General features: G+C 47.4%; 14 protein-coding genes. 7 read left to right on the top strand and 7 right to left on the bottom strand.

The window, feature by feature from the left end:
- The first annotated feature begins 17 nt into the window (after positions 1 to 17).
- Positions 18 to 446, top strand: coding sequence for a hypothetical protein (locus H3H32_RS10090; RefSeq protein WP_182462547.1), 429 nt, complete (start codon positions 18 to 20; stop codon positions 444 to 446).
- 354 nt (positions 447 to 800) lie between these two features.
- Entirely contained in the window at positions 801 to 3,170 is a 2,370-nt protein-coding gene (locus H3H32_RS10085; protein WP_182462546.1) for a T9SS type B sorting domain-containing protein, read from the top strand.
- Here H3H32_RS10085 and H3H32_RS10080 read toward each other — a convergent pair.
- From H3H32_RS10080 to H3H32_RS10070, 3 genes are all read right to left on the bottom strand, one after another.
- A complete protein-coding gene (locus H3H32_RS10080; protein ID WP_182462545.1) occupies positions 3,153 to 4,862 on the bottom strand; it encodes an N-acyl-D-amino-acid deacylase family protein in 1,710 nt (569 codons plus the stop codon). The two genes, H3H32_RS10085 and H3H32_RS10080, sit on opposite strands and share 18 nt — an antisense overlap.
- 196 nt (positions 4,863 to 5,058) lie before the next feature.
- Entirely contained in the window at positions 5,059 to 5,607 is a 549-nt protein-coding gene (locus H3H32_RS10075; RefSeq protein WP_182462544.1) for a YceI family protein, read from the bottom strand.
- 469 nt (positions 5,608 to 6,076) lie between these two features.
- Positions 6,077 to 7,633, bottom strand: a complete 1,557-nt coding sequence (locus H3H32_RS10070) for a serine hydrolase (protein ID WP_182462543.1) — start codon at positions 7,631 to 7,633, stop codon at positions 6,077 to 6,079.
- A 97-nt stretch (positions 7,634 to 7,730) separates the two neighbouring features.
- Here H3H32_RS10070 and H3H32_RS10065 point away from each other — a divergent pair, with 97 nt between their 5' ends.
- Positions 7,731 to 9,242 carry a M28 family peptidase gene (locus H3H32_RS10065; RefSeq protein WP_182462542.1) on the top strand — a complete coding sequence of 504 codons (1,512 nt, stop codon included), beginning with the start codon at positions 7,731 to 7,733 and terminating at the stop codon, positions 9,240 to 9,242.
- 102 nt (positions 9,243 to 9,344) lie between these two features.
- On the opposite strand, the gene H3H32_RS10060 is transcribed toward H3H32_RS10065, so the two are convergent.
- Positions 9,345 to 10,022 (bottom strand): response regulator transcription factor, encoded by a 678-nt coding sequence (locus H3H32_RS10060; protein ID WP_182462541.1) that lies wholly within the window; start codon positions 10,020 to 10,022, stop codon positions 9,345 to 9,347.
- Between the two features lie 163 nt (positions 10,023 to 10,185).
- A complete protein-coding gene (locus tag H3H32_RS10055; RefSeq protein WP_182462540.1) occupies positions 10,186 to 11,559 on the bottom strand; it encodes a hypothetical protein in 1,374 nt (457 codons plus the stop codon).
- A 349-nt stretch (positions 11,560 to 11,908) separates the two neighbouring features.
- Between H3H32_RS10055 and H3H32_RS10050 the strand changes: the two genes are divergently transcribed.
- Positions 11,909 to 13,084: a serine hydrolase domain-containing protein gene (locus tag H3H32_RS10050; RefSeq protein WP_182462539.1), complete on the top strand. Its 1,176-nt coding sequence runs from the start codon at positions 11,909 to 11,911 to the stop codon at positions 13,082 to 13,084.
- A gap of 124 nt (positions 13,085 to 13,208) precedes the next feature.
- Complete coding sequence (locus H3H32_RS10045; protein WP_182462538.1) at positions 13,209 to 14,444, top strand: TlpA family protein disulfide reductase; 1,236 nt, start codon at positions 13,209 to 13,211, stop codon at positions 14,442 to 14,444.
- Positions 14,445 to 14,513: 69 nt separating this feature from the next.
- Here the strand turns inward: H3H32_RS10045 and H3H32_RS10040 are convergent, their stop codons facing one another.
- The gene (locus H3H32_RS10040) at positions 14,514 to 14,732 is read right to left on the bottom strand and encodes a VF530 family protein (protein ID WP_182462537.1); all 219 of its coding nucleotides are present in this window, start codon (positions 14,730 to 14,732) and stop codon (positions 14,514 to 14,516) included.
- Between the two features lie 454 nt (positions 14,733 to 15,186).
- On the opposite strand from H3H32_RS10040, the gene H3H32_RS10035 reads away from it, so the two are divergent.
- Together H3H32_RS10035 and H3H32_RS10030 are read left to right on the top strand one after the other, a co-directional pair.
- Positions 15,187 to 17,859 carry an MGH1-like glycoside hydrolase domain-containing protein gene (locus H3H32_RS10035; protein ID WP_182462536.1) on the top strand — a complete coding sequence of 891 codons (2,673 nt, stop codon included), beginning with the start codon at positions 15,187 to 15,189 and terminating at the stop codon, positions 17,857 to 17,859.
- A 135-nt stretch (positions 17,860 to 17,994) separates the two neighbouring features.
- On the top strand, positions 17,995 to 18,606 hold the full coding sequence (locus tag H3H32_RS10030; RefSeq protein WP_374191833.1) for an FAD-dependent oxidoreductase: 612 nt from the start codon (positions 17,995 to 17,997) through the stop codon (positions 18,604 to 18,606).
- A 137-nt stretch (positions 18,607 to 18,743) separates the two neighbouring features.
- On the opposite strand, the gene H3H32_RS10025 is transcribed toward H3H32_RS10030, so the two are convergent.
- The gene (locus H3H32_RS10025; RefSeq protein WP_240543738.1) at positions 18,744 to 20,141 is read right to left on the bottom strand and encodes an amidohydrolase; all 1,398 of its coding nucleotides are present in this window, start codon (positions 20,139 to 20,141) and stop codon (positions 18,744 to 18,746) included.
- Positions 20,142 to 20,437: the final 296 nt, after the last annotated feature.

Genomic DNA, 20,437 nt, shown 5'->3' with positions numbered 1-20,437 from the left:
ACGTTGATTCAGTTCGCATGAAAACCTACCAGAATGAGCATCTTATGGTGGAAGTGGATTGTAGTATACACCTGTTGCAACAAACCTGGATAGGCTTACCAAGCAGCGAAAACTTCCGGGATGGTTCCCTGGCAATCCTGGCATTAGCCAAAAGACATCAGGTAAAACGGTGGCTAATCGACTTAAGGCAGTTACGGTTATTCAACCCCACGGATTTGCATTGGTTTATCCATCATTGGCTCCCACAGGCGCACTCGGGCGTGGTTTTACCGCAACACGCCCGAGTCGCTATCATTTTGAACGACCTCAATCAGTTCGGAAAATTGGGATCGGATATGTTATTAAGGGCTTCTGGCGCCCTGAATGACTCGTTAACCAGCCGCTATTTTGTGGAAAGTGAAGACCCACGGCAGTGGTTACTCATAAACCCATACCTAATCTTTTAATACGCTCCATCAGGGGCGTACCATTTATCATTCAATCTCATTCTGTATAAATACTCAAAATTGATTTAATGGTCGTTGCAACAGAATGAACGACGTTAGCGTATTCCCAAGTACGCGTTAACAGCTGCGTATTCATTGATGAGGCTACCCCAGTTAGCCCTCCCTATCAATCCGCTAAGCTGGTCTTAGATCGCGTTTACTACTAATTATCTAGAGGCCCTATTGACTTACTTCATAATTATTCGGTAACTTGTTAATCTTCCACCAGTTAACAAGCCTTTGTAAGTAAAGAAAATGCTCCCCACCACACAGTCGTATTGAGAGAATGATCATGAGATATAGAACGGCTTGTATATGCGTCTTTTTACTTTTCAGCTTTTTGCATGGCTTTGGGTACTGACTTCTCCTATCACAGCATTGGCAACACACCAGGTTGGCGGCCAGATAGAAATGGTTGCAATTGGGGATGTGCCGGGACATTATCGGATAATTGTGACCAATTATCTAGAAGATGGTACGCAGGGGATTAGTCGGCAGTCAAGCACAGGAACACTAGGTATTTTTCGCATTAGCGATAATGCCCGGATGCTGACTTTTACCGTCCAGCAAACAGGTTTAAAAGCCGCCGTTACTTACTCGAATACGTATTGTGCGTCTCAGCGAAATTTAAAGTTTGTTGTCTGGACGTATCAAGCAACTATTCAACTAGCTCCAGGTACCTATAACGATACGCAAGGCTATTATATCTCCTACCAGACTCGTAATCGGAACGCAGGTATTAACAACATTAGTAACCCCGACCAGACAGGGTTTACCTTTTATCTTGAATTTCCTGCGCTCTTACAAAATGGGCAGGCTTTTGCCAATTCATCCCCTCACTTTGGTGCCATCAATGGCGAATATGTTTGCATTGGCGATAACTTCAAATTTCCCTTTGGCGGTACCGATCCCGATGGTGATGAACTCAAGTATTCGATGGTAACGCCCCTTAATCAAAAAACAACCGGCCAGAATACTGTATCGGCAGGCCCTTACCCTGATATAACCTGGCTGCCGGGATATGGGCCGAACAATGCTATTCCGGGAAATCCCAGCCTGAGTGTCGATCCTCAGACGGGCGAGTTATCTGTTACCACCACTCAGTTAGGTTTATTTGTTTTCGCCGTGAAGGTCGAAGAATATCGAAACGGTATTAAGATTGGCGAAGTACGGCGTGATTTCCAGTTGTTAGTTGTCGATTGCCCTCCCCAAACCACCCCCGACCCTGCCGTCCAGATTTTGAACCTCCCCAACATAATGAGTAAAACCATTTGTCAGGGCGATTCAGCCATTCTCAAAGCAGCCGTCGATACTACCTGGAATTATCAATGGCGTCTCGATGGCATTAACATCTCAGGAGCAACAAACCCAACGTTAACAGTACGGCAGTCGGGTGAATATTCTCTGGTTGTTTCGCAGAAAGCAACCTGTAGTAAAGTGGGAAATTCAGAAGTGCTAACCATTACGGTCATCGGAAATGATGCCAAACTATCGGTAGCCGGACATCTATGCGCCACAACAGGAAGCGTATCTCTCTATGCCACCAGCAATGTTAACGTAACCTACCAGTGGTATCGTGACGGGCAACTACTTTCTGGCCTCCCATCAATTGACTCCATGCAAACAAGCCAGCCAGGAAAATATTGGGCTGTTTTAAGAGAAAGAACACTGGGTTGCAAGGCGAATACCGATACGGCAGCAATTTCCCGTTCGGCGGCTGTTACAGCGGTTATTACGTCAGCCTCCGGTTTTAATCGCATTTGCCCAAGTGATTCGTTACAACTAAATGCTAGTGGTGGCATTAGCTATAGCTGGCAAATGAACGGCACTAAAGTTGGCACTACTAGCTCGTCTTACTTGGCCAGCCAGGCGGCAAGCTATGTGGTTGTAGCGACCGATATCTTTGGTTGTGAAGGTACATCATCACCCGTTTCTGTCACTCAACTCGCAGCTGTAGTTGTCACATTTGATTCAATTCCAGGCGTTTGTGGTCCAAACGTACCTGCGTATCCACTGATTGGCTCCCCGCCAGGAGGTACATTTGTTGGTGCCGGTGTAACAGATAGTACATTTAGTCCAAAGTTGGCGGGAGTAGGTAATCATCCAATAACCTATACCGTTAAAGCTGCCCCAGAATGTGCCGGAACAGTAGCTACGCGAATCGCTGTCGTGGCACCCATTCCCACGATTCAACTGGCCAATTCTATGACGACCTATAAAGGCAATACGTTCACGATGAACCCGGTTTATTCTGGAAATCCGGTTCAGTATCAATGGGCTTCTGCTACATTTTTAGATAGTGCGGGTAAAGCAAATCCATTGGTGATGGATATACAGAATGATATAACGTATACCATCGATGTAAAAAACAGTACAGGTTGTGAAGCCAAAGACACTATTAGCATTACAGTATACGAACGTCTGTTTGTACCGGACGCCTTCAGTCCGAACGGCGACGGAGTCAACGACACCTGGGAATTGTTCGGAATCGAAGCCTTCCCCGAGGCCATTGTAACCATCTTTAACCGCTGGGGCGAAGTAATTTACTCCTCTGGGAAGGGCTATAGCAATCCCTTCGACGGAACATTGAATGGAACCTCGTTACCCAGTGGTGTGTATGCGTTTACGCTGTATACCGTACCTCAGAAACCCGTGATTCGAGGCAGTTTAATGCTGGTTCGGTAGTTTTTCTTTCTTTCGCCCCGGCCCCCAGATAGCCCGGCCTGGAAAAACGTTGGTGTGCTCGCCATCTTTCAGGACGAGCTTGCCATTAATCACCACATGTTGTACGCCAACAGCATATTGAAATGGATCGGCAAAGGTTGCTTTATCGGCAATAGTTACCGGATCAAAAATGACAACATCGGCAAAATAACCTGGTCGTAATAATCCCCGATTCGGTAGTTTATGATTGGTTGCGGGTAAACTGGTTAACCGACGAATGGCTTCTTCCAGCGACATAACCTGCTCATCTCGCACGTATTTGCCAAGTAACCGGGCAAAATTCCCGAACGTTCGGGGATGAACGATTCCATTGTCCTTACGATCCTGCGAAATGGACGCGGCATCAGAACCGAAGGAAACCCAGGGCTGACTGATGCCTTTTTTTACGTTTTCTTCCGACATCAGAAAATAGGTCGTCTCAACCCGACTCTTATCGGCAACAATTAAATCCATGACCGTTTCAACAGGATCTTTATGCCAGATCGTGGCTATCTGGCCAAGCGTTTTTCCATTGTATTTTTTTAGCGAATCAACCTCAAAGGCCGTTAGCAGGATGTTGTCGGTAGAACCAGCTAGCTGAAACATATTCTCCCAATCGTTGCCTTTCTGCTGTACTTCGGCCTTTAATTTCTGGCGGGTAGCAGGGTCTTGCAGTCGCTTCCAGCCCGCCATGAATCCGCCATTGAATAGATAGGGCGGCAGACAGGAAGTAAGACCCGTTGCGCCTGCCGTATAAGTGTACATATTGGCAGTCACATTCTGCCCCTGCTTTCGGGCGTTATTAATCAACGTAATCATCGATTCCATTCTGGGCCAGTTGCGTTGTCCCGATGCTTTAAAATGATAGAGTTCTACAGGTATGTTGGCTCGTTTACCAATGGTAATCAATTCATTAACACCTTCTTCAAGTCGGTCTCCTTCGCTTCGAATATGAGCAATATATCGCCCTCCGTAACGTCCTGCTTCCTGACACAGCGCCACAAGCTCGTCGGTATCAGCAAAAGAGTTAGGTGGATAAATAAGTGCTGTTGTTATCCCTAAAGCCCCTTCTTCCATCGCTTTGCGAACAATTGCCCGCATTTGGTTTAGTTGCGCAGGCGTTGGTTTTACATCGGCCTCGCCCAGCACCACCTGACGAACCTGAGCAGCACCAAGGTAGGAAGCTATGTTAGAGGTAATTCCTTTCTTCTGGAGCTTAGTCAAAAACTCAGCTAGTGTTGTCCAGTCGCAAGTCAGCTTGTACGGCTTTAAATAGCCGTTGACCTGTTGCCGTTGCTCATCAGTACTGATTGGCCCCCAGGAATCTTCGCCAAACACTTCCGTTGTGATTCCCTGTTTGGTATCGCTCATGGAATGGCCATCCCGTAAGAATTCAAGTCCCGTGTGCGACAGCACATTGATAAATCCGGGCGCTACCGCCTTTCCCTGGGCATCTATGATTGTGGTGGCCTTTGCTTTCGGTAGTTTCCCAATTGCAACAACCCGATCGCCCCGTATACCTACATCACCTTGTTGAGGGGGCTGACCCGATCCATCATAGATTAGTCCATTTCGGATCAAAATATCGAACTGGCCGGTTGCTGGTTTTATCGACTGAGCAGACAAGTGACCCAGGCAGGTCACGAAGAGAATGAGGAGAGGTATAAATCGCATAGCAGGTTGTTTGATAACCCAAAATACGAACTGGCTATCAGAAACCCATTTTGAATGAAAACTTTGTTCATTGAACCCATCGACTACTTTCTGTAAGGCGGCTTCTGAACGCAAGCCATAAAAAAATCCGCTACGAACTGATAGATGATCAGTTCATAGCGGATTCAATTTGTGCCTATGTAATTCAGGCTATATCTTAAGCTTGTTTCGTCAACTGGATGTTCAAAACGAGTTTAACATCGTCGCTCACGACTACGCCACCAGCTTCGGTTACACCATTCCAGGTCAAGCCAAACTCTGTGCGCTTAATTGTACCAACGATCTCGAAACCAGCTTTGGTCTGGCCATAAAAATCCTGCATCTGGCCGCCATGTTCAACCTTCAGCGTCACTGGCTTCGTAATGCCACGAATGGTTAGATCGCCAGTTAGGCTATAGGTGTCATCACCGGTTTTGGTGAAGCTGGTTGATGTGAATGCCAGTTTGGGAAAATTTTCAGCATCGAAAAACTCAGCTGACTTCAGGTGGCCATCGCGTTGTTCCTGACCTGTGCTAATACTGTCGATATCAGCCGAGAATGAAATTTTTGCATCAGCAAAATCATCACCTACTGTTTCAACCTGACCTTCAAACTTACCAAACGAACCCGTTACGGTTGAAATAACCAGGTGTTTTACTTTGAACTGAATTTCGGAATGGAGGGGGTCAATAACCCAAGTTGTTGCGGTTGCGGGTTGCGTTGCCATATTGTTGTGTTTCTTATTACGTGTAATGGTATTTGATGTATATACATTTAATTAGAGCAAAATGTTTCAGCGAACGTAAAACTTTTTTCAAATTGTACGCAACAGGAAGATAACTAAAAGAAAATCAATGATTAGCGATTCAAAACAACAGTAAAACTGAAGTAATTACACAAAGAACCTGTTTAAACTTTTGACTTAATAGTGTTTTTGTCATCCCGACGCAGGAGGGATATTTGGGTAAGCCTGTGAAATGACCCTCACTCGAAGATCCCTCCTGCGTCGGGATGACAAAAAACTCCAATTATGACTCGACTACAGAAAATTTGAACCTGTTCAAATTCAACCTAATCATCTTCTTATTGTGTGACCCCGATGGGGTCAGATGTTTATAGCACCGATAATCTTTCTACAAACATTTAACCCCATTGGGGTCACACAAATATACTTCAATTTAGTTCTGTGTAATTGCTTACCGTTCCCCAGTCTTTTTCTCTGTAACTTCTGGAGTTTTAGTCAACTCCATACCGGCACCACTTAGTTTAGCAACTTTCCCTTTGGGGTCAAGATTGAAACTAACCAGGTCGTTCCCATTCCAGAACTGATCGTACGTGAGCCGAAAGGTGTCGAAATGCCAATGGTCCAGATAGCCAGTCAACAGGTTATTTATACTTGCATAGAGTCGACCGTCCTTTATGGTCACGTCTATTTTTCCATAGAGTGGGTCTGTGTATGCCCCTACATAGGCGGTTAACGGCAAAGAAGGCTTTGTATTCAGGACACGCGTGCTGTCGGCTTTCCGTTCGGCAGCCTTCGCATGCTGCTTAAAGCCACCATATAGTTTCAGAAAGTCAGCGCTCCAGTCATTTGATAATCCTAAGCCGAACTCATCGAAGGCGCGGTACATGAGTGCATGACGCAGCTCGGCATGATCAAGATTACCCTGCACATAGACAGCCAGTTTTTGGTCGGGCAGTTGCCCATGAATGGCGACCATGCCAGTCAGGCTTCCGGTATGGAAATTCACCCGATGCCCTCGGTAATCGTGCTGAAACCAGCCTAATCCATAGGTTTTCCAAACGGGCTTGGTTAGCTGCTGCGTCGGATAAAACTGTGCATCCGTGACCAGCGTCTGGGGTTTAAATAACTCAGCCCAGGTGGCGGGTTTCAACAAGGCTTTGCCATTAATTCGGCTACTGTCGAGCATACAAATCATCCAGGTAGCTACATCGTCGGGGCAAGTCCAGATGGAACCGGCCGGACCGACGGCATCAACCAATCCCTCTTCCAATGGGCTGTTTACAGCTCGAACAGTATCATGAACCTCCATATGTGGTTTTGCCCGATTGGTTTCACGGGCAACTTCCCGGAAAAGTGCCTTTGTCCGGCGCATACCCAGCGGTTCAAAAATGCGGGTACGAATGAAAACATCCCAGGGCTTACCGCTCACTTTCTCAATGACCTTCCCAGCCGCTAAATACATGATATTCTGATAAATGAAGCTCGACCGAAGTGAGTAGGTTGGTTTGATGAGCCGCATCCGATGCAGGATTTCATCGGACGGAATTTGCATGGCTGCCCAGAGAACATCGGCATTGCCCACCCCCGTATTATGAATCAACAAATCGCGTACTCGTATTTCGCGCGTAACGGCAGGGTCATAGAATTGAAAATCCGGCAGGTAATTAACCACCAGATCATCCCACTGAAGTTTACCTTCATCAACGAGCATACCAATACAAGCGGCCGTCATGGCCTTGGTTGTTGAAGCCATTGCAAAGAGCGTTTGCGTATCTACTGACTCCGAATGGCCTAATTCGCGAATACCGTAGCCCTTCTTCAGTAGCACTTTCCCGTCTTTCACGACCGTGACGGTCAGTCCTGGTACATGCCAGTCTCGAACCGCCTGCTGAACATAGGCATCGTAACGCGCAACGGGGTCAATGGCTTTTTTCTTCGATTGTGCCCAAAGGGGGTGAATGATAAAATTGCTGACCAGCAGCGTAAAAAAGAGGAGAGTAGATTTCATAGGAGGTTGTTTGTTGGCCTAATATAAGATTTTCCAGGCGCAGTGTCGAACGGAGCGCTGCGTATATTTGTCAAAACAACTTCTTATCTGTACAACCATGAATTCCATCAACAAACAGGAAATACGGCGTTGGCTGACTGCTCTTCTTATGTTGCCAGCGCTTCTCTTCCCATTTGTAAGCTTTAGCCAAACGAAAATTGCAGCTTCCAAAGCCACAAATGGTTTATCGGCAATTAAAGAGAGCGATATTAAACGGGATCTTTTTGCGCTGGCGGGTGATCATTTCCGGGGTCGTGAAGGTGGTTCGCTTGACGAACTAAAGGCTTCGGCCTGGATCGCCGATCAACTACGGGCAATGGGTTTGCAACCCGCTGGCGATGACGGAACCTTCTTCCAGTTTTTTCACATTCAACGTACCCGTATCACCGAAACAAGCCGTTTGGTCATCGGAAGTCACCAGCTCACTCACGGTCAGGATGCGTTTATCCTGGCACCAGCCATTGCATCGGTCGATGCCCCGCTCGTATTTGTGGGTAAAGGCACGCCCGAAGAATTAGCGAAAGTCGATATAAAAGGAAAGGCTGTAGCGCTGGAGTTTTCAGGAACAGGCCCTGCCGAACTAAGCTATCGCCGGTTTTTATTTGGCACGATGAGCCGCCGAGCGGCTGAGTTAGTCAAGGCGGGCGCTTTGGCAGTAGTTTGGGTCTCCAATGAGCAGGCTCAATTTTATTTCGATCGATGGACAACGGGCCTCGAACGTGGTCGGTACGATTTGCCGGGAGGAGCCAACACCCGTGTATTTTCGCAGGCCCCAACGGTTTGGCTTCCGGCCAGTGCGCTCGATTGGATAAAACAACCGAATCAGCAGTTTACCAACGTTGTTAACGTCGAGAGTTTCAATTACCCCTCGGTCAACATCGTCGCGAAAGTGCCGGGTACCGACCCAAAACTGAAAGATGAGTATGTTCTATTTAGCACGCACCAGGATCACGACGGTGTTAGGCGGGCTGTGGCAGGCGATTCGATCTGGAATGGAGCCGACGATAACGCCAGCGGCTGCGTGGCTACGATGGCTATCGGACGAGCTTTTGTTCAGAAACCGGGCAAGCGCTCAGCACTCATCGTCTTTCATGGTGCTGAAGAGCGTGGCTTATTAGGCTCTCGCTATTACGTTGAGCACCCGACTGTGCCTAAAGAATCTATTGTAGCAGTACTCAACGCCGAGATGATTGGTCGTAATGATCCAGACAGCGCTGCCATATTGGGCCAGCAGTCGCCACACCGTAACTCAACCGATCTGGTGAATGCGGCATTGGCCGTTAATGAGTCGGAAGCGCATTTCAAGTTGGATATGCTTTGGGACAAGCCAGACCATCCAGAAGGCTGGTATTTCCGTTCGGATCACCTCCCCTACGCCCGTGCGGGTGTTCCGGCTATTGCCTTCACAACCTTGCTACACCCAGATTACCATACGCCCAAAGACGAACCTGACCGGATCAATACCGCCAAAGTGACGCGGATTGCCAAGTGGATTTATCTAACGGGTTGGGATGTTGCCAATCGGCCGACGCGCGTACGGGTCGACGAAGGCTTTAAATTGGAGCGCTGAGATTCGTAATGGCAGGTTCTTCCGTGATGTCAGGTTCTTAAACCTAATGTGTCGGTTATAAGTAACCGACACCACAGACAATGAATTTGATACCTCTATCACCTAAGGCGCTCTTAACACATAACCCTCGCCAATAACCGTATGAATAAGTTTGGGAGCACCGTCCTGATCTATTTTCTTCCGTAGCAGGCCAACATATACCTCAATCGAGTTACTACTCATGGCGTATTGCATATCCCAAACCTGTTCGGCAATTGTAACTCTGGAGATAACCCGCCCCTGATTTCGCATCAGATATTCCAGCAATTGAAATTCTTTCGCCGTCAAATTGATCGGGCGATTGCCACGCCGGGCGGTCCGTTCGTCCAGATTCAGGACCAGATCAGCTACAGCGAGCGTCGTTTCAGATTTTAAATGACCTGTTTGCCGTCGAGTCAAGGCCCGGACCCTGGCCATAAGAATATCGAACTGAACTGGTTTCACTAAATAGTCGTCTGCACCAACATCTAAACCGGTAACGATATCCTGCGTTGTTCCCAGCGCACTCAGCATCAGAATGGGTGTTTCCATTTCCTGTTTTCGGAGCGCAGCCACCATATCCTGCCCATTTTGCCGAGGGAGATTAACATCGGCAATAATCAGGTCATAAGGGTAATCGAGGGCCATTCGTTGTCCCATAATTCCGTCGGATGCGATCTGAACATGAAAGCCATTCGCTTCTAACCCTTTCCGAAGAAATCCGGCAATCGACGCTTCATCTTCTACGATGAGTATATGCATAGTTTGTGATAAACGTTGGGCGAAAATAGAAAAACTTCGTCAGCAACGTATCATGGAAAGCTTATCCCTGATCCGGCAAATCCTGACAGAAAGAAAAAGTAAAGCCCCAAATCAACTGATTCGGGGCTTTGACGATAGGTAATCGTTGTACTGATCAATTCATTTATCGACGGCCACCGCCACCGTGGAAACCACCACCGCCGTGGAAGCCTCCGCCACTAAAGCCACCACCGCCAAAGGATCGCATACCGCCACCACCCCAGGATTGCGAGTGATAGGTATTGGCGTTGGTGCCCATGTAACGACCGGGCGATGCTACCCGAGCGCCATTGTTTACCGTGCCTGATGACCGGGTGTATTGACCGGCGTTAGTTAGCCAGTTACCGCGTCCAATGCCATTGGTTGGTCCAAATGTCCGACGAGCAGCCGACATGAATCCCGCATTGCCAGGTGTCAGGAAACGGTTTGCTCCAATATTGCTGGTATAGTACGTATTGAAGCGATTATAGAGGTGTGGGTATACATATCGGCCTGTACCAAAAAACCAGTTGGAGAAGCCCAGCGAAGGCAAACCAAACAGCACCATATTACCACCCAATCCGTAATAGAAACCAGTTCCATACCACCAGGCCGATGGATACCACATGGGTGATGCATACCAGTAAGGGTAGCCAAAGAAATAGGAATACGGATTCTGATAATAGTACGAGCTATTTACCCAGGCTGGGTTCGGATTTATGCCGCTGTTGTACCCATTGGCCTGTGCATAAGCTTGGCTGGCCTGCTGTAATTCCTGTTTAGCCTGAGGGTCATTATTCAGTTGATTCTGATAATCAGCTAACTCTTGTTGATTTTGTACCTGCAGGCTATCGTGCAGCGCGGTCAGATCTTTCGTAACCTGATCGGGATTGGCAATGTATGCCAGCCCTAACTGAGTCGTTTTGTCGATCTGATCGGTGAGTTGAGTCATCACATCAGGCATTTCAATCAACTGACGGAACGCACTTTGCGTGGGTACATCAAGCGGATTAATCAGGTTATCGAACGCCTGCTGTGCCTGCTGATTAATGTTGTCGACCTGAACCAGATCGGCATTATGATGACGATACAGTTTCCAGGTTGATGTCTGCGACTCGGCAGGCATATTTTTGGTCAGGTTATTCACCGTTTGTTCGTTCGATCCCGCAGGCAACGTGGCCAGTGCATGAAGGACGTCTGGGTAACGAGACAGGTCATAAAACCAGGCCTGTTTAGTCTGACCATACGATTGAATCACATTATTAAATGCCTGTTCGCTATTGGCCCGCTGTTGCGCTAGGGCTGTGAGTATACCAGGTTGTACGCTGGCTAATAAGATCGACCGGCGCACATCGTCGCGATAGGGCGCAATGGCCGAAACGATAGCTTTATCGTCGGCAGGTGCGGTTTGTTGATCTGGTACTGTAGTTTGGGCTATGGTAGTTTGCCATCCTGCCGACAACAGCCCAAGGGTAAGCACCAGTGCTTTTGTTGGGATGATTTGGATGAACGTTTTCATGATTGTCGATAAGGCGTTAAGCCTTCTTTTTCAATTACAGTTAGTTAATTTAACCATCAGCAGGCAGGTCCGATTTCGGCAAAAATTCGGTGCAAACTTAGGTCGCATCTGCCCGTCTTACTGACTATACAAACAACGCCAGACGGGCTAAAGAAGGATTAAAAGGTGGGTTAATGTTCGGTTAAAAATATTTTTTCTGACAGGATTTACAGGATAAAACAGGATTGGTTTCTAGACTTATCAATCCTGTTTTATCCTGTAAATCCTGTCAGAAAAAAAACTTGACTAACTTCGGTGCGAGCTACTTCTTTACATGTACAATCTGAATTAAAAACTACATCAACAACGTATGCCATTTCGTCTTATACCTAAGCTTACTCTCTGTACACTGGCTCTGGCCACCCTGCTAGCCTGCCACCAACAGCCTGTAAAATCAACAGCCTATTTCCCCCCAAAAGGTGACAACTGGGCACACGTTGCTCCCGAAAAAGCGGGTATGGATGCCGCCTTGCTCGATCAGGCCGTTGCTTTCGCCAAAACCCAGGAGACGACCCAGATGACACCTAACTTTTCGACTCAGGAAGAAATTTTCGGTAAGTTACTCGGTCCAATGCCCACCAGCCGGGCTGCTACCAATGGTATTGTGCTACGGCACGGGTATATCGTGGCCGAATGGGGCGACACTCAGCGTCCTGACCCAACGTATAGTGTGGCCAAAAGCGTATTATCGACGGTTACGGGCATTACTCTCGAACGGGGTATGATTCCAGACATCCATGATCCGGTAGCGAAACTCATCCACGATGGTGGGTATGAATCGGAACAAAACAAAGCGATTACCTGGGAAGATCATCTGACCCAAACCAGCGAATGGGAAGGGAATATGTGGGGCAAAAACAGTGATTTCGTAGGGAAAGAAGCCTTTGGTAAAGGGGAACGTAAACCGCGCGAATTGAAAAAGCATGGCACTTATTACGAGTATAACGACGTTCGCATCAATCGCCTGGCCCTATCGCTTCTCCGTCTGTGGAAAAAACCAATCCCTGATGTTGTCCGGGAACAAATCATGAATCCCATCGGTGCTTCCGACACCTGGCAGTATATCACCTACCCAAATGCAGTGGCCGATATCGATGGCAAACAAATGCCATCGGTAAGTGGCGGAACCCGGTGGGGCGGTGGCTTGCGAATCAACACCCGCGATGAAGCCCGCTTTGGCTACTTATTTTTACGACAGGGCCGTTGGGGTAATCAGCAAATTGTGTCGGCGGATTGGGTAAAGAAGGCAACCGCTCCAAGCCCGTTTGGCCCGGATTACGGTTATTTATGGTGGCTCAATACAGGCACAAGTTCAACCGGTAAGAAAGCCTGGCCCGATGGACCATCCTCGAGTTATGCTGCCATCGGCGCAGGCTCCAACACTATCTGGATTGACCCAGAACACGATATCGTCATTGTCTGGCGCTGGCACAACGGCAGCCCAAATGAGTTAATTAAGCGTGTGCTGGCCGCCGTAAAAGAGTAATTGGAATGATGTTTGCCCGAATCGTAGCGTGGACATCTTGTCCGCGTAGCTGTAGTTTAAAATAAGAATATACAAATTAGCCTACGGCTACGCGGACAAGATGTCCACGCTACATAAAACACCTATGAACAAGTTAAAATTTACCCTCCTACTCTCCCTTATTAGCTTTGGGCAGCTATTCTCTCAATCTATTTATCAGGGGCCTCAGCCCGAAGCCATATTTACGGCAGCGGCTGAAAAAGCATTTCTAACCGATTTCAACACAAAGTTTAAGGCTGATTTCAACGCCACGGGTCAATATGCCAAGTTGCAAACAACTGGCCTGGATAGCTGGGAAATGGAGCTTTTCGACGCTCGTAAAGCCCAGTCGGCTTTCTACAAATCATATCCGCAGGCTGCCGAGTTCTCGGAAGGGTTCAAGCAGTACATCGAAGCCTGTATTCGGTGGAATTACTGGCACTTGTTGTTAGCCTATCCGATCCTCCGTGGGAATGCCCAAATGGCCCAGGCAAATGTGATGTCGCTCCCATCGGTTATGGTTGACGACTTGGCGACAATGAAGGTAAACGACGAAGCGGCCTTGCCAGCCGAACCCTATCAGAACTTCCTGTTTTTCTACGTCACGTACTTTAACTCGAAGGCTCGAAATTTTGCCAAATACAACCAGAACGACATTAAAAACAGTTTGTCTGAAAAAGCTACATTTGCCCGACAACACCTAACAGGCAAACCTTATCAGTATGCTTTGGCACGGATACTCGTCGAAAACTGCGATAAAACGCCCCCTTCTTCGGTTCGGGAAACGTTTGGTTTCCTGAGCAGTACCCCTAATTCGGCGGGTTATGTAGCCGTTGTGAAAACGCGTTGTGGGGAGGTCATGGCCCGAAAAGACGAACCCGTTGTGTCGGCAACCGACAAAAAGAAAGTTGTCGATCCTAAAGCCTTCTCATTTGCCAACCAGAATGGAGAGCCTGTTACACTCGATGAGTTTAAAGGCAAAGTCGTTTACCTCGATGTATGGGCTAGCTGGTGTGGCCCCTGCCGTGCCGAGTTCCCATTTTCCAAACAACTCCAGGATCGCTTATCGAAAAAACAGAAAGAACAGGTCGTCTTTCTCTATCTGTCCATCGATGACACGGAAGAAGTCTGGAAAAAAGCACTCAACTCCCTCCAATTACAGGGCGAGCAAGGCTTATCGAAAGGAGGATGGAAATCCAGAACCGTACAATATTTTGGCATTCAGAGCATCCCGCGTTATATCCTGATCAATAAGAACGGACAGGTTACCGATGCGGACGCCAAACGCCCCAGCATGACCGACGCCATTCTTCAGGATATCGTAAAACTGATTGGTGAATAGCTAAACTCTCACTGATCGGTTGATTTTTAGGTCTATCCGGAAGATCATAAAAATCAGCGTTCTATAGGTTTAACGCATAACCATCTGCAAATAAAGTTCTTCTACTTGTTTCCTGGCCCAGTCTGTTTTGCGTAAAAACGTCAGACTTGACTTGATGCTGGGATTACTCGTAAAGCAATTAATTCTGATTTTCTGACCAAGTCGTTCCCAGCCATAGTGAGCAACCAGTTCTGTTAAAATCGCTTCGAGGGTTTTCCCATGTAATGGGTTATTAACTTGTGTATTCATGAGGCAAAAATCAATTAAAAAACAATATAGAGCCGTTAAAGCTAGACGTTCACGACTAATTATAAAGTTAAAATCACAGAAACCAAGTCGGTACAAATTCCAAATAGTCATGCTGTGATACAGCCAGTTAACGCTCTAGTCGACTAAAAATGGTTACCACATTAAAGCATCTGTAAACAAAGTTTCGGCCTATTCAGTGACATACTAAAAGGCAGCTACGTCTAAAGAGCACAATTTCGCAAAAATAAGTATGCGTAAAGCCGGGTTAGATTTTCAGCATCAATTAGTTAATTCAACGGCTTTTTCGTCAATTCACACCGCAATTGCAGTGAAAAACATGCCTACTTCAAGCGAAAATTTTCAAATATACTCGGCACGCATACTATCTTTGATGCCTGTATTTGCCTAAATATCTATCTCAACCCGCCGTAAGGGTCAACTTATATATACTACCATGCCGATAGCTGAACGCGAACGCATTTACGAACGAGCCGATAACAAAGGCTGGAAAAAATGGGGGCCTTATCTTTCTGAACGTGCCTGGGGCACTGTTCGTGAAGATTATAGTCCGTATGGCGATGCCTGGAATTTCGTTTCGCACGATATGGCCCGCTCACGCGCCTACCGCTGGGGCGAAGAAGGAATTGGTGGTATTTCTGACAACAAAGGCCATATCTGTTTCGCACTGGCGTTCTGGAACCACAAAGACAACATCCTGAAAGAGCGCCTTTTTGGACTTTCAGGCCCAGAAGGTAATCATGGCGAGGATGTAAAAGAGTTGTACTATTATTTAGACAGTACGCCGACTCACTCCTACATGAAGATGCTCTACAAGTATCCTCAGCAGGATTTTCCCTACAACCGGTTAGTGATTGAAACAATGCGTCGGGATCGGCAGGCTCCCGAGTTTGAGTTGACCGACACCGGGATATTCGATAAAGATGAGTACTTCGATATTTTCATCGAGTACGCCAAAGCCGATCAGAATGACTGGCTGGTAACCATTACGGCCCACAATCGTTCCGACAAAGAGGCTCCGCTCACAATGTTGCCAACGATTTGGTTCCGGAATACCTGGTCATGGGGTTACGAGCAATACAATACCCGGCCTATGCTTCACGGCATTGCCAACAATCAGATTGAAGTAAACCATAAGCAGTTAGGAAAGTATAAACTCTATTGCGAGGATGCTGACCAACTGCTATTCTGCGATAACGATACCAATACCGAGCGGCTATACGGGCGCCCTAATGTGGCGAAATACCCAAAAGATGGAATCAATAATTACATTGTTTCGGGAGGCAAAAAAGGATTCGTCAATCCTAATCAAATCGGAACTAAGGCGTCAGCTCAATATACAAGGAAGGTTCCTGCCGGCGAAAGTGTAAGTATCCGACTGCGTTTCAGCGATCAAACTCATATGGCTCAGCCTTTTGACGATTTCGATACCATCTGGAAAAAGCGTCTGACAGAAGCCAATGATTTCTTTGCCAATCTGCAAAAAAACGTCAAAGATCCTGAACTTCAGGCCATTCAGCGGCAGGCGTATGCCGGTATGCTTTGGAACAAGCAATTCTATTACTACAATGTAAACGAATGGCTCAAGGGCGATCCTAAAATGCCGGTGCCATTTCAGGGACGTGTTTATGCCCGGAACGAATCCTGGCGGCATATGTACACAGCCAATATTCTTTCCATGCCCGACAAGTGGGAATACCCCTGGTTTGCGGCCTGGGATTTGGCATTCCACACCTTGACGCTGGCTCGCTTAGACCCCCACTTTGCGAAGCGCCAACTGGCCGTTATTCTGCGGGAATACTATATGCACCCCAACGGGCAAATTCCGGCTTACGAATGGAATTTTGGGGATGTGAATCCACCTGTACATGCCTGGGCAACCTGGAAAGTTTACGAAATTGACCGCGACTTAAACGGTGTGGGTGATGTAAACTTCCTGGAGCGCGTATTCCATAAACTGTTGCTGAACTTTACGTGGTGGGTGAACCGCAAAGACGTCTCGGGCAACAACATTTTTGGTGGCGGCTTTCTTGGTTTGGATAACATTGGGGTATTCGACCGCAGTCAGCCGCTGCCCATGGGTGGACGTATTGAGCAGGCTGATGGCACTGGCTGGATGGCGATGTATACGCTCAATATGCTTCGAATTGCCTGCGAGATTTCGCTCACCCGGCCTAGCTATCAGGATATGGCTAGTAAGTTTTTCGAGCATTTTCTGCATATCGCTTCGGCCATGAATAACCTCGGCCGTCAAAATATCAGCCTTTGGGACGAGGTAGACCAGTTCTACTACGATGTGTTGCACATGCCCGATAACAACGCCCGACTGCTGAAAATCCGGTCGATGGTGGGATTGATTCCGCTATTTGCCGTCGAAATTCTGGACGAAGAATTGTTATCGAAACTACCTGATTTCAAACGTCGGGTTGAGTGGGTACTTACAAACCGTCCCGATCTGGCTTCGCTCGTTTCGCGCTGGCACGAGCCGGGTAAAGGCGAAACGCACTTGTTAAGCTTGCTACGTGGGCACCGGATGAAGATGATTTTGAAACGGATGTTCGACGAAACCGAATTCCTGTCTGATTATGGCATTCGGGCGCTGTCGAAATTCCACGAAAAGACGCCTTATCAATTTGAGTTAAACAGCGAGGTTTTCCAGGTTCGTTACGTTGCCGCAGAGTCGGAAATGAGCATGTTTGGTGGCAACTCCAACTGGCGTGGCCCCATCTGGTTCCCGCTCAACTTCCCGTTGGTTGACTCACTCCTGAAGTTTTACCAGTATTACGGTGATGATTTCGAAGTGGAATACCCAACCAATTCTGGGCAAGTGATGAGTCTTAAAGAAGCCGCTATGCATGTCACCGAACGGCTTATCAATATTTTCCGTCGTGACGAAAACGGTCGAATAGCCGCTTTCGGGCATGATAAAAAACAACAGGACGACCCACACTTTCAGGGACTTTACCTATTCTACGAATACTTCAACGGCGACAATGGTATGGGCTTAGGCGCCAGTCACCAAACCGGCTGGACAGGCCTTGTTGCCGATCTGATTGAATATTGGTATAAGTTCCAGCCCGAAACCGTGGCACTACCCGCAGGGAAGTAATGAATTAATTATCAGCAGGTATTAGTTATAATAAACAGCAAAAGCCGGGTGCATATCCCGGCTTTTGCTGTTTATTGACCAACAGAGTCAGATACTGTTAAAGCAATACGATGAAGTTTAATAAAGTAATAGCTCATCAAGAATTTTTGCACGACTCGTATAAATATCATTAGAAAAGCCATTTATGACGACCATAAAGCCTGGACACTCGGGTTAATGTATTATCTGGCCAATGATCCATCGGTACCGGAAGCCTTGCGGACCGAAACGGCGTCGTACGGACTTAGCGCGGATGAGTTTAAAGACAATGAAAACTTCCCGTATTATCTCTACGTGCGCGAAGCCCGGCGTATGATTGGCGCTTATGTTCAGAAGCAGCAGGATATTTTAGAGGAACGAACCAAACCCGACGCCATCTGTCTGGGATCGCACTGGATCGACAGTCACCATGTACAGCGAGTAGCCGTTTCGAAAACGCAATTCGTCAACGAAGGCCGAATCTGGGAATCAATTACACAACCGTACGAAGTATCGTACAGGGCCATTACCCCGAAAGCCACCGAGTGCACGAACCTGCTGGTTCCCGTTTGCGTCTCAGCATCGCACGTAGGTTTTTGCTCATTACGGGTCGAATCAACCTGGATGCAGCTTGGCAATAGTGCCGGTATTGCAGCCGCTATGGCAGTTAAGCAAAAGAAGTCGGTTCAAGCTCTAGCAACGCCAGATTTACAACGTGTACTAAAGTAGAAAGGCGTCATTATCAGCGTCAATCATCAGGTTTGGGACGGAACAAAAGATGTTCGATGAGGAGTCAACCGTTTCCGGGTATTGTCTTTTTAGCCCCTCCCCTGGTTTTCAGAGGAGGGGTTGGCCCAAGCAAAACCTTACTTCCGATAATCTAAAGGTGGCTTACGATCTCCTGCTAATGATTTATAGGTAAATGCCTCTCCCCCACGCGCTTTATACAACTCCGCTTTGGCCTGTTGAATGGCTGCCGGTTGCTGAAACAGATCGATAGCTGTTAACGAGATTGTTTTAGCCGCAACGAGCATTCCTTTAAAACCAATCGACATACCATCACAGGCAACCGCCTGCCAGCTATGCGCCGGAACGCCGGGAACCCAGGTTGCCGTCGACAAACCCGCCGTTGGGAGAACCCAGCTTACATCACCAACGTCGGTAGATGCCGACCCTACTCCGTTCAACGCATAGGGCTGAATTTCGGAAGCGCGACTTAAGGGTGGGAGGCTTTCTGAATTGACCGTCTTGCGAATTTTATCGGCAAACTCTGTTTCGGTGGCTGTGTAGCGGATACCGCCCACTTGCTCCAGATTCTTTTGCATCAGTTTAGCCAGCGTTTCATTGGGGAGCAGGTTATACAAACCAGCCAGTACTTCATAGGTCATCGTCGTTTCTGTACCCAAGGCTGCGGCCTGGGCCGTTTTCATCAAACGCGCCCAAACATCTTCCAAACCCTTAGCTGTTGGATGACGAATCGTGTATTCCACTTCAGCGTAATCGGGAACAATATTCGAGGTGAGCCCGCCCTTCTTGATAACGTAGTGAATACGAGTGGTTGAAGTCACGTGTTCACGCATCATATTGACCATGTAGTTCATCGCTTCTACGGCATCCAAGGCTGATCGACCTTTTTCTGGCGCGGCTGCCGCATGAGCCGCCAGTCCGTGAAATTGAAAATTAGCAACGCGATACGCCAGCGATGAAGAAGGACTAGCGCTGTTGCCATCACCGGGGTGCCAATGCAACACAGCATCGACATTGTTGAAAAGGCCCGCCTTAACCAGATACGTCTTTCCGCCACCCGCGCCTTCTTCGGCTGGGGTACCAATCAGTTGAATTGTGCCCGATTTACCCGACTGTTGCAGGTAGTTTTTAGCCGCAATAGCTGCAGCTACCGAACCGACCCCAAATAAGTTATGGCCACAACCATGCCCATACGCATTGGGGACTAATGGTTTACGCGTCGGAACAGAATCTTGTGATAAGCCCGGCAGTGCATCCATTTCCGCCAGAATACTAATTACGGGAGCGCCTTTACCAAAACTGGCTACAAACGCAGTAGGCATATCGGCGACGCCAGTCGTAATGGTGAACCCCTGACTCTGCAGTTCTTTCTGTAAAAGACTGCTGGTTTCATTCTCCAGATAACCTGGTTCTGCTAGTTTCCAGATTCGTTGAGCCAGCGCAGCGTAATGAAGGTACTCTTTATCCAATTGGGCAACAACCTTTGTTTTTTCTGGTTGAGGAAAGGCTGGACTCACCAAACAAAATACAAATACTAGAGAAAATAAAGATTTAAAATAAAACATAAAGAGTAATTTTTGGTACAAAATTTCAAAAAGCAGGCAAAAATCGAAATAGATAAATCAGGAATTGAATATAAATAGTAAGGTGTAAATTACCTACTTTGGCTAGCTTTTCTAAGGACTGCCAATTGTAGTAAACATGCCTGTCCGGATACCGTCGACTGGTACAACTCAACCCAGGCAGTAAAGGCGGATTCAAAGCGTCATGAAGTATATTTTCTAATTAAATCGTAAATTTGCCGTTGTAAGCG

The organism is Spirosoma foliorum, from assembly GCF_014117325.1.
Lineage (GTDB): Bacteria > Bacteroidota > Bacteroidia > Cytophagales > Spirosomataceae > Spirosoma > Spirosoma foliorum.
Note: the sequence above shows the minus strand (reverse complement) of the source record. Positions and strands in the feature narration are given on the sequence as shown.

What these genes read in the sequence shown, in the direction of transcription:
- H3H32_RS10085 (WP_182462546.1), top strand. Translation starts at nt 801, where the DNA reads ATGCGTCTTTTTACTTTTCAGCTTTTTGCATGGCTTTGGGTACTGACT.
- H3H32_RS10035 (WP_182462536.1), top strand. Translation starts at nt 15,187, where the DNA reads ATGCCGATAGCTGAACGCGAACGCATTTACGAACGAGCCGATAACAAA.
- H3H32_RS10060 (WP_182462541.1), bottom strand. Translation starts at nt 10,022, where the DNA reads ATGCATATACTCATCGTAGAAGATGAAGCGTCGATTGCCGGATTTCTT.
- H3H32_RS10055 (WP_182462540.1), bottom strand. Translation starts at nt 11,559, where the DNA reads ATGAAAACGTTCATCCAAATCATCCCAACAAAAGCACTGGTGCTTACC.
- H3H32_RS10080 (WP_182462545.1), bottom strand. Translation starts at nt 4,862, where the DNA reads ATGCGATTTATACCTCTCCTCATTCTCTTCGTGACCTGCCTGGGTCAC.
- H3H32_RS10050 (WP_182462539.1), top strand. Translation starts at nt 11,909, where the DNA reads ATGCCATTTCGTCTTATACCTAAGCTTACTCTCTGTACACTGGCTCTG.
- H3H32_RS10045 (WP_182462538.1), top strand. Translation starts at nt 13,209, where the DNA reads ATGAACAAGTTAAAATTTACCCTCCTACTCTCCCTTATTAGCTTTGGG.
- H3H32_RS10070 (WP_182462543.1), bottom strand. Translation starts at nt 7,633, where the DNA reads ATGAAATCTACTCTCCTCTTTTTTACGCTGCTGGTCAGCAATTTTATC.
- H3H32_RS10040 (WP_182462537.1), bottom strand. Translation starts at nt 14,732, where the DNA reads ATGAATACACAAGTTAATAACCCATTACATGGGAAAACCCTCGAAGCG.
- H3H32_RS10075 (WP_182462544.1), bottom strand. Translation starts at nt 5,607, where the DNA reads ATGGCAACGCAACCCGCAACCGCAACAACTTGGGTTATTGACCCCCTC.
- H3H32_RS10090 (WP_182462547.1), top strand. Translation starts at nt 18, where the DNA reads ATGAAAACCTACCAGAATGAGCATCTTATGGTGGAAGTGGATTGTAGT.
- H3H32_RS10065 (WP_182462542.1), top strand. Translation starts at nt 7,731, where the DNA reads ATGAATTCCATCAACAAACAGGAAATACGGCGTTGGCTGACTGCTCTT.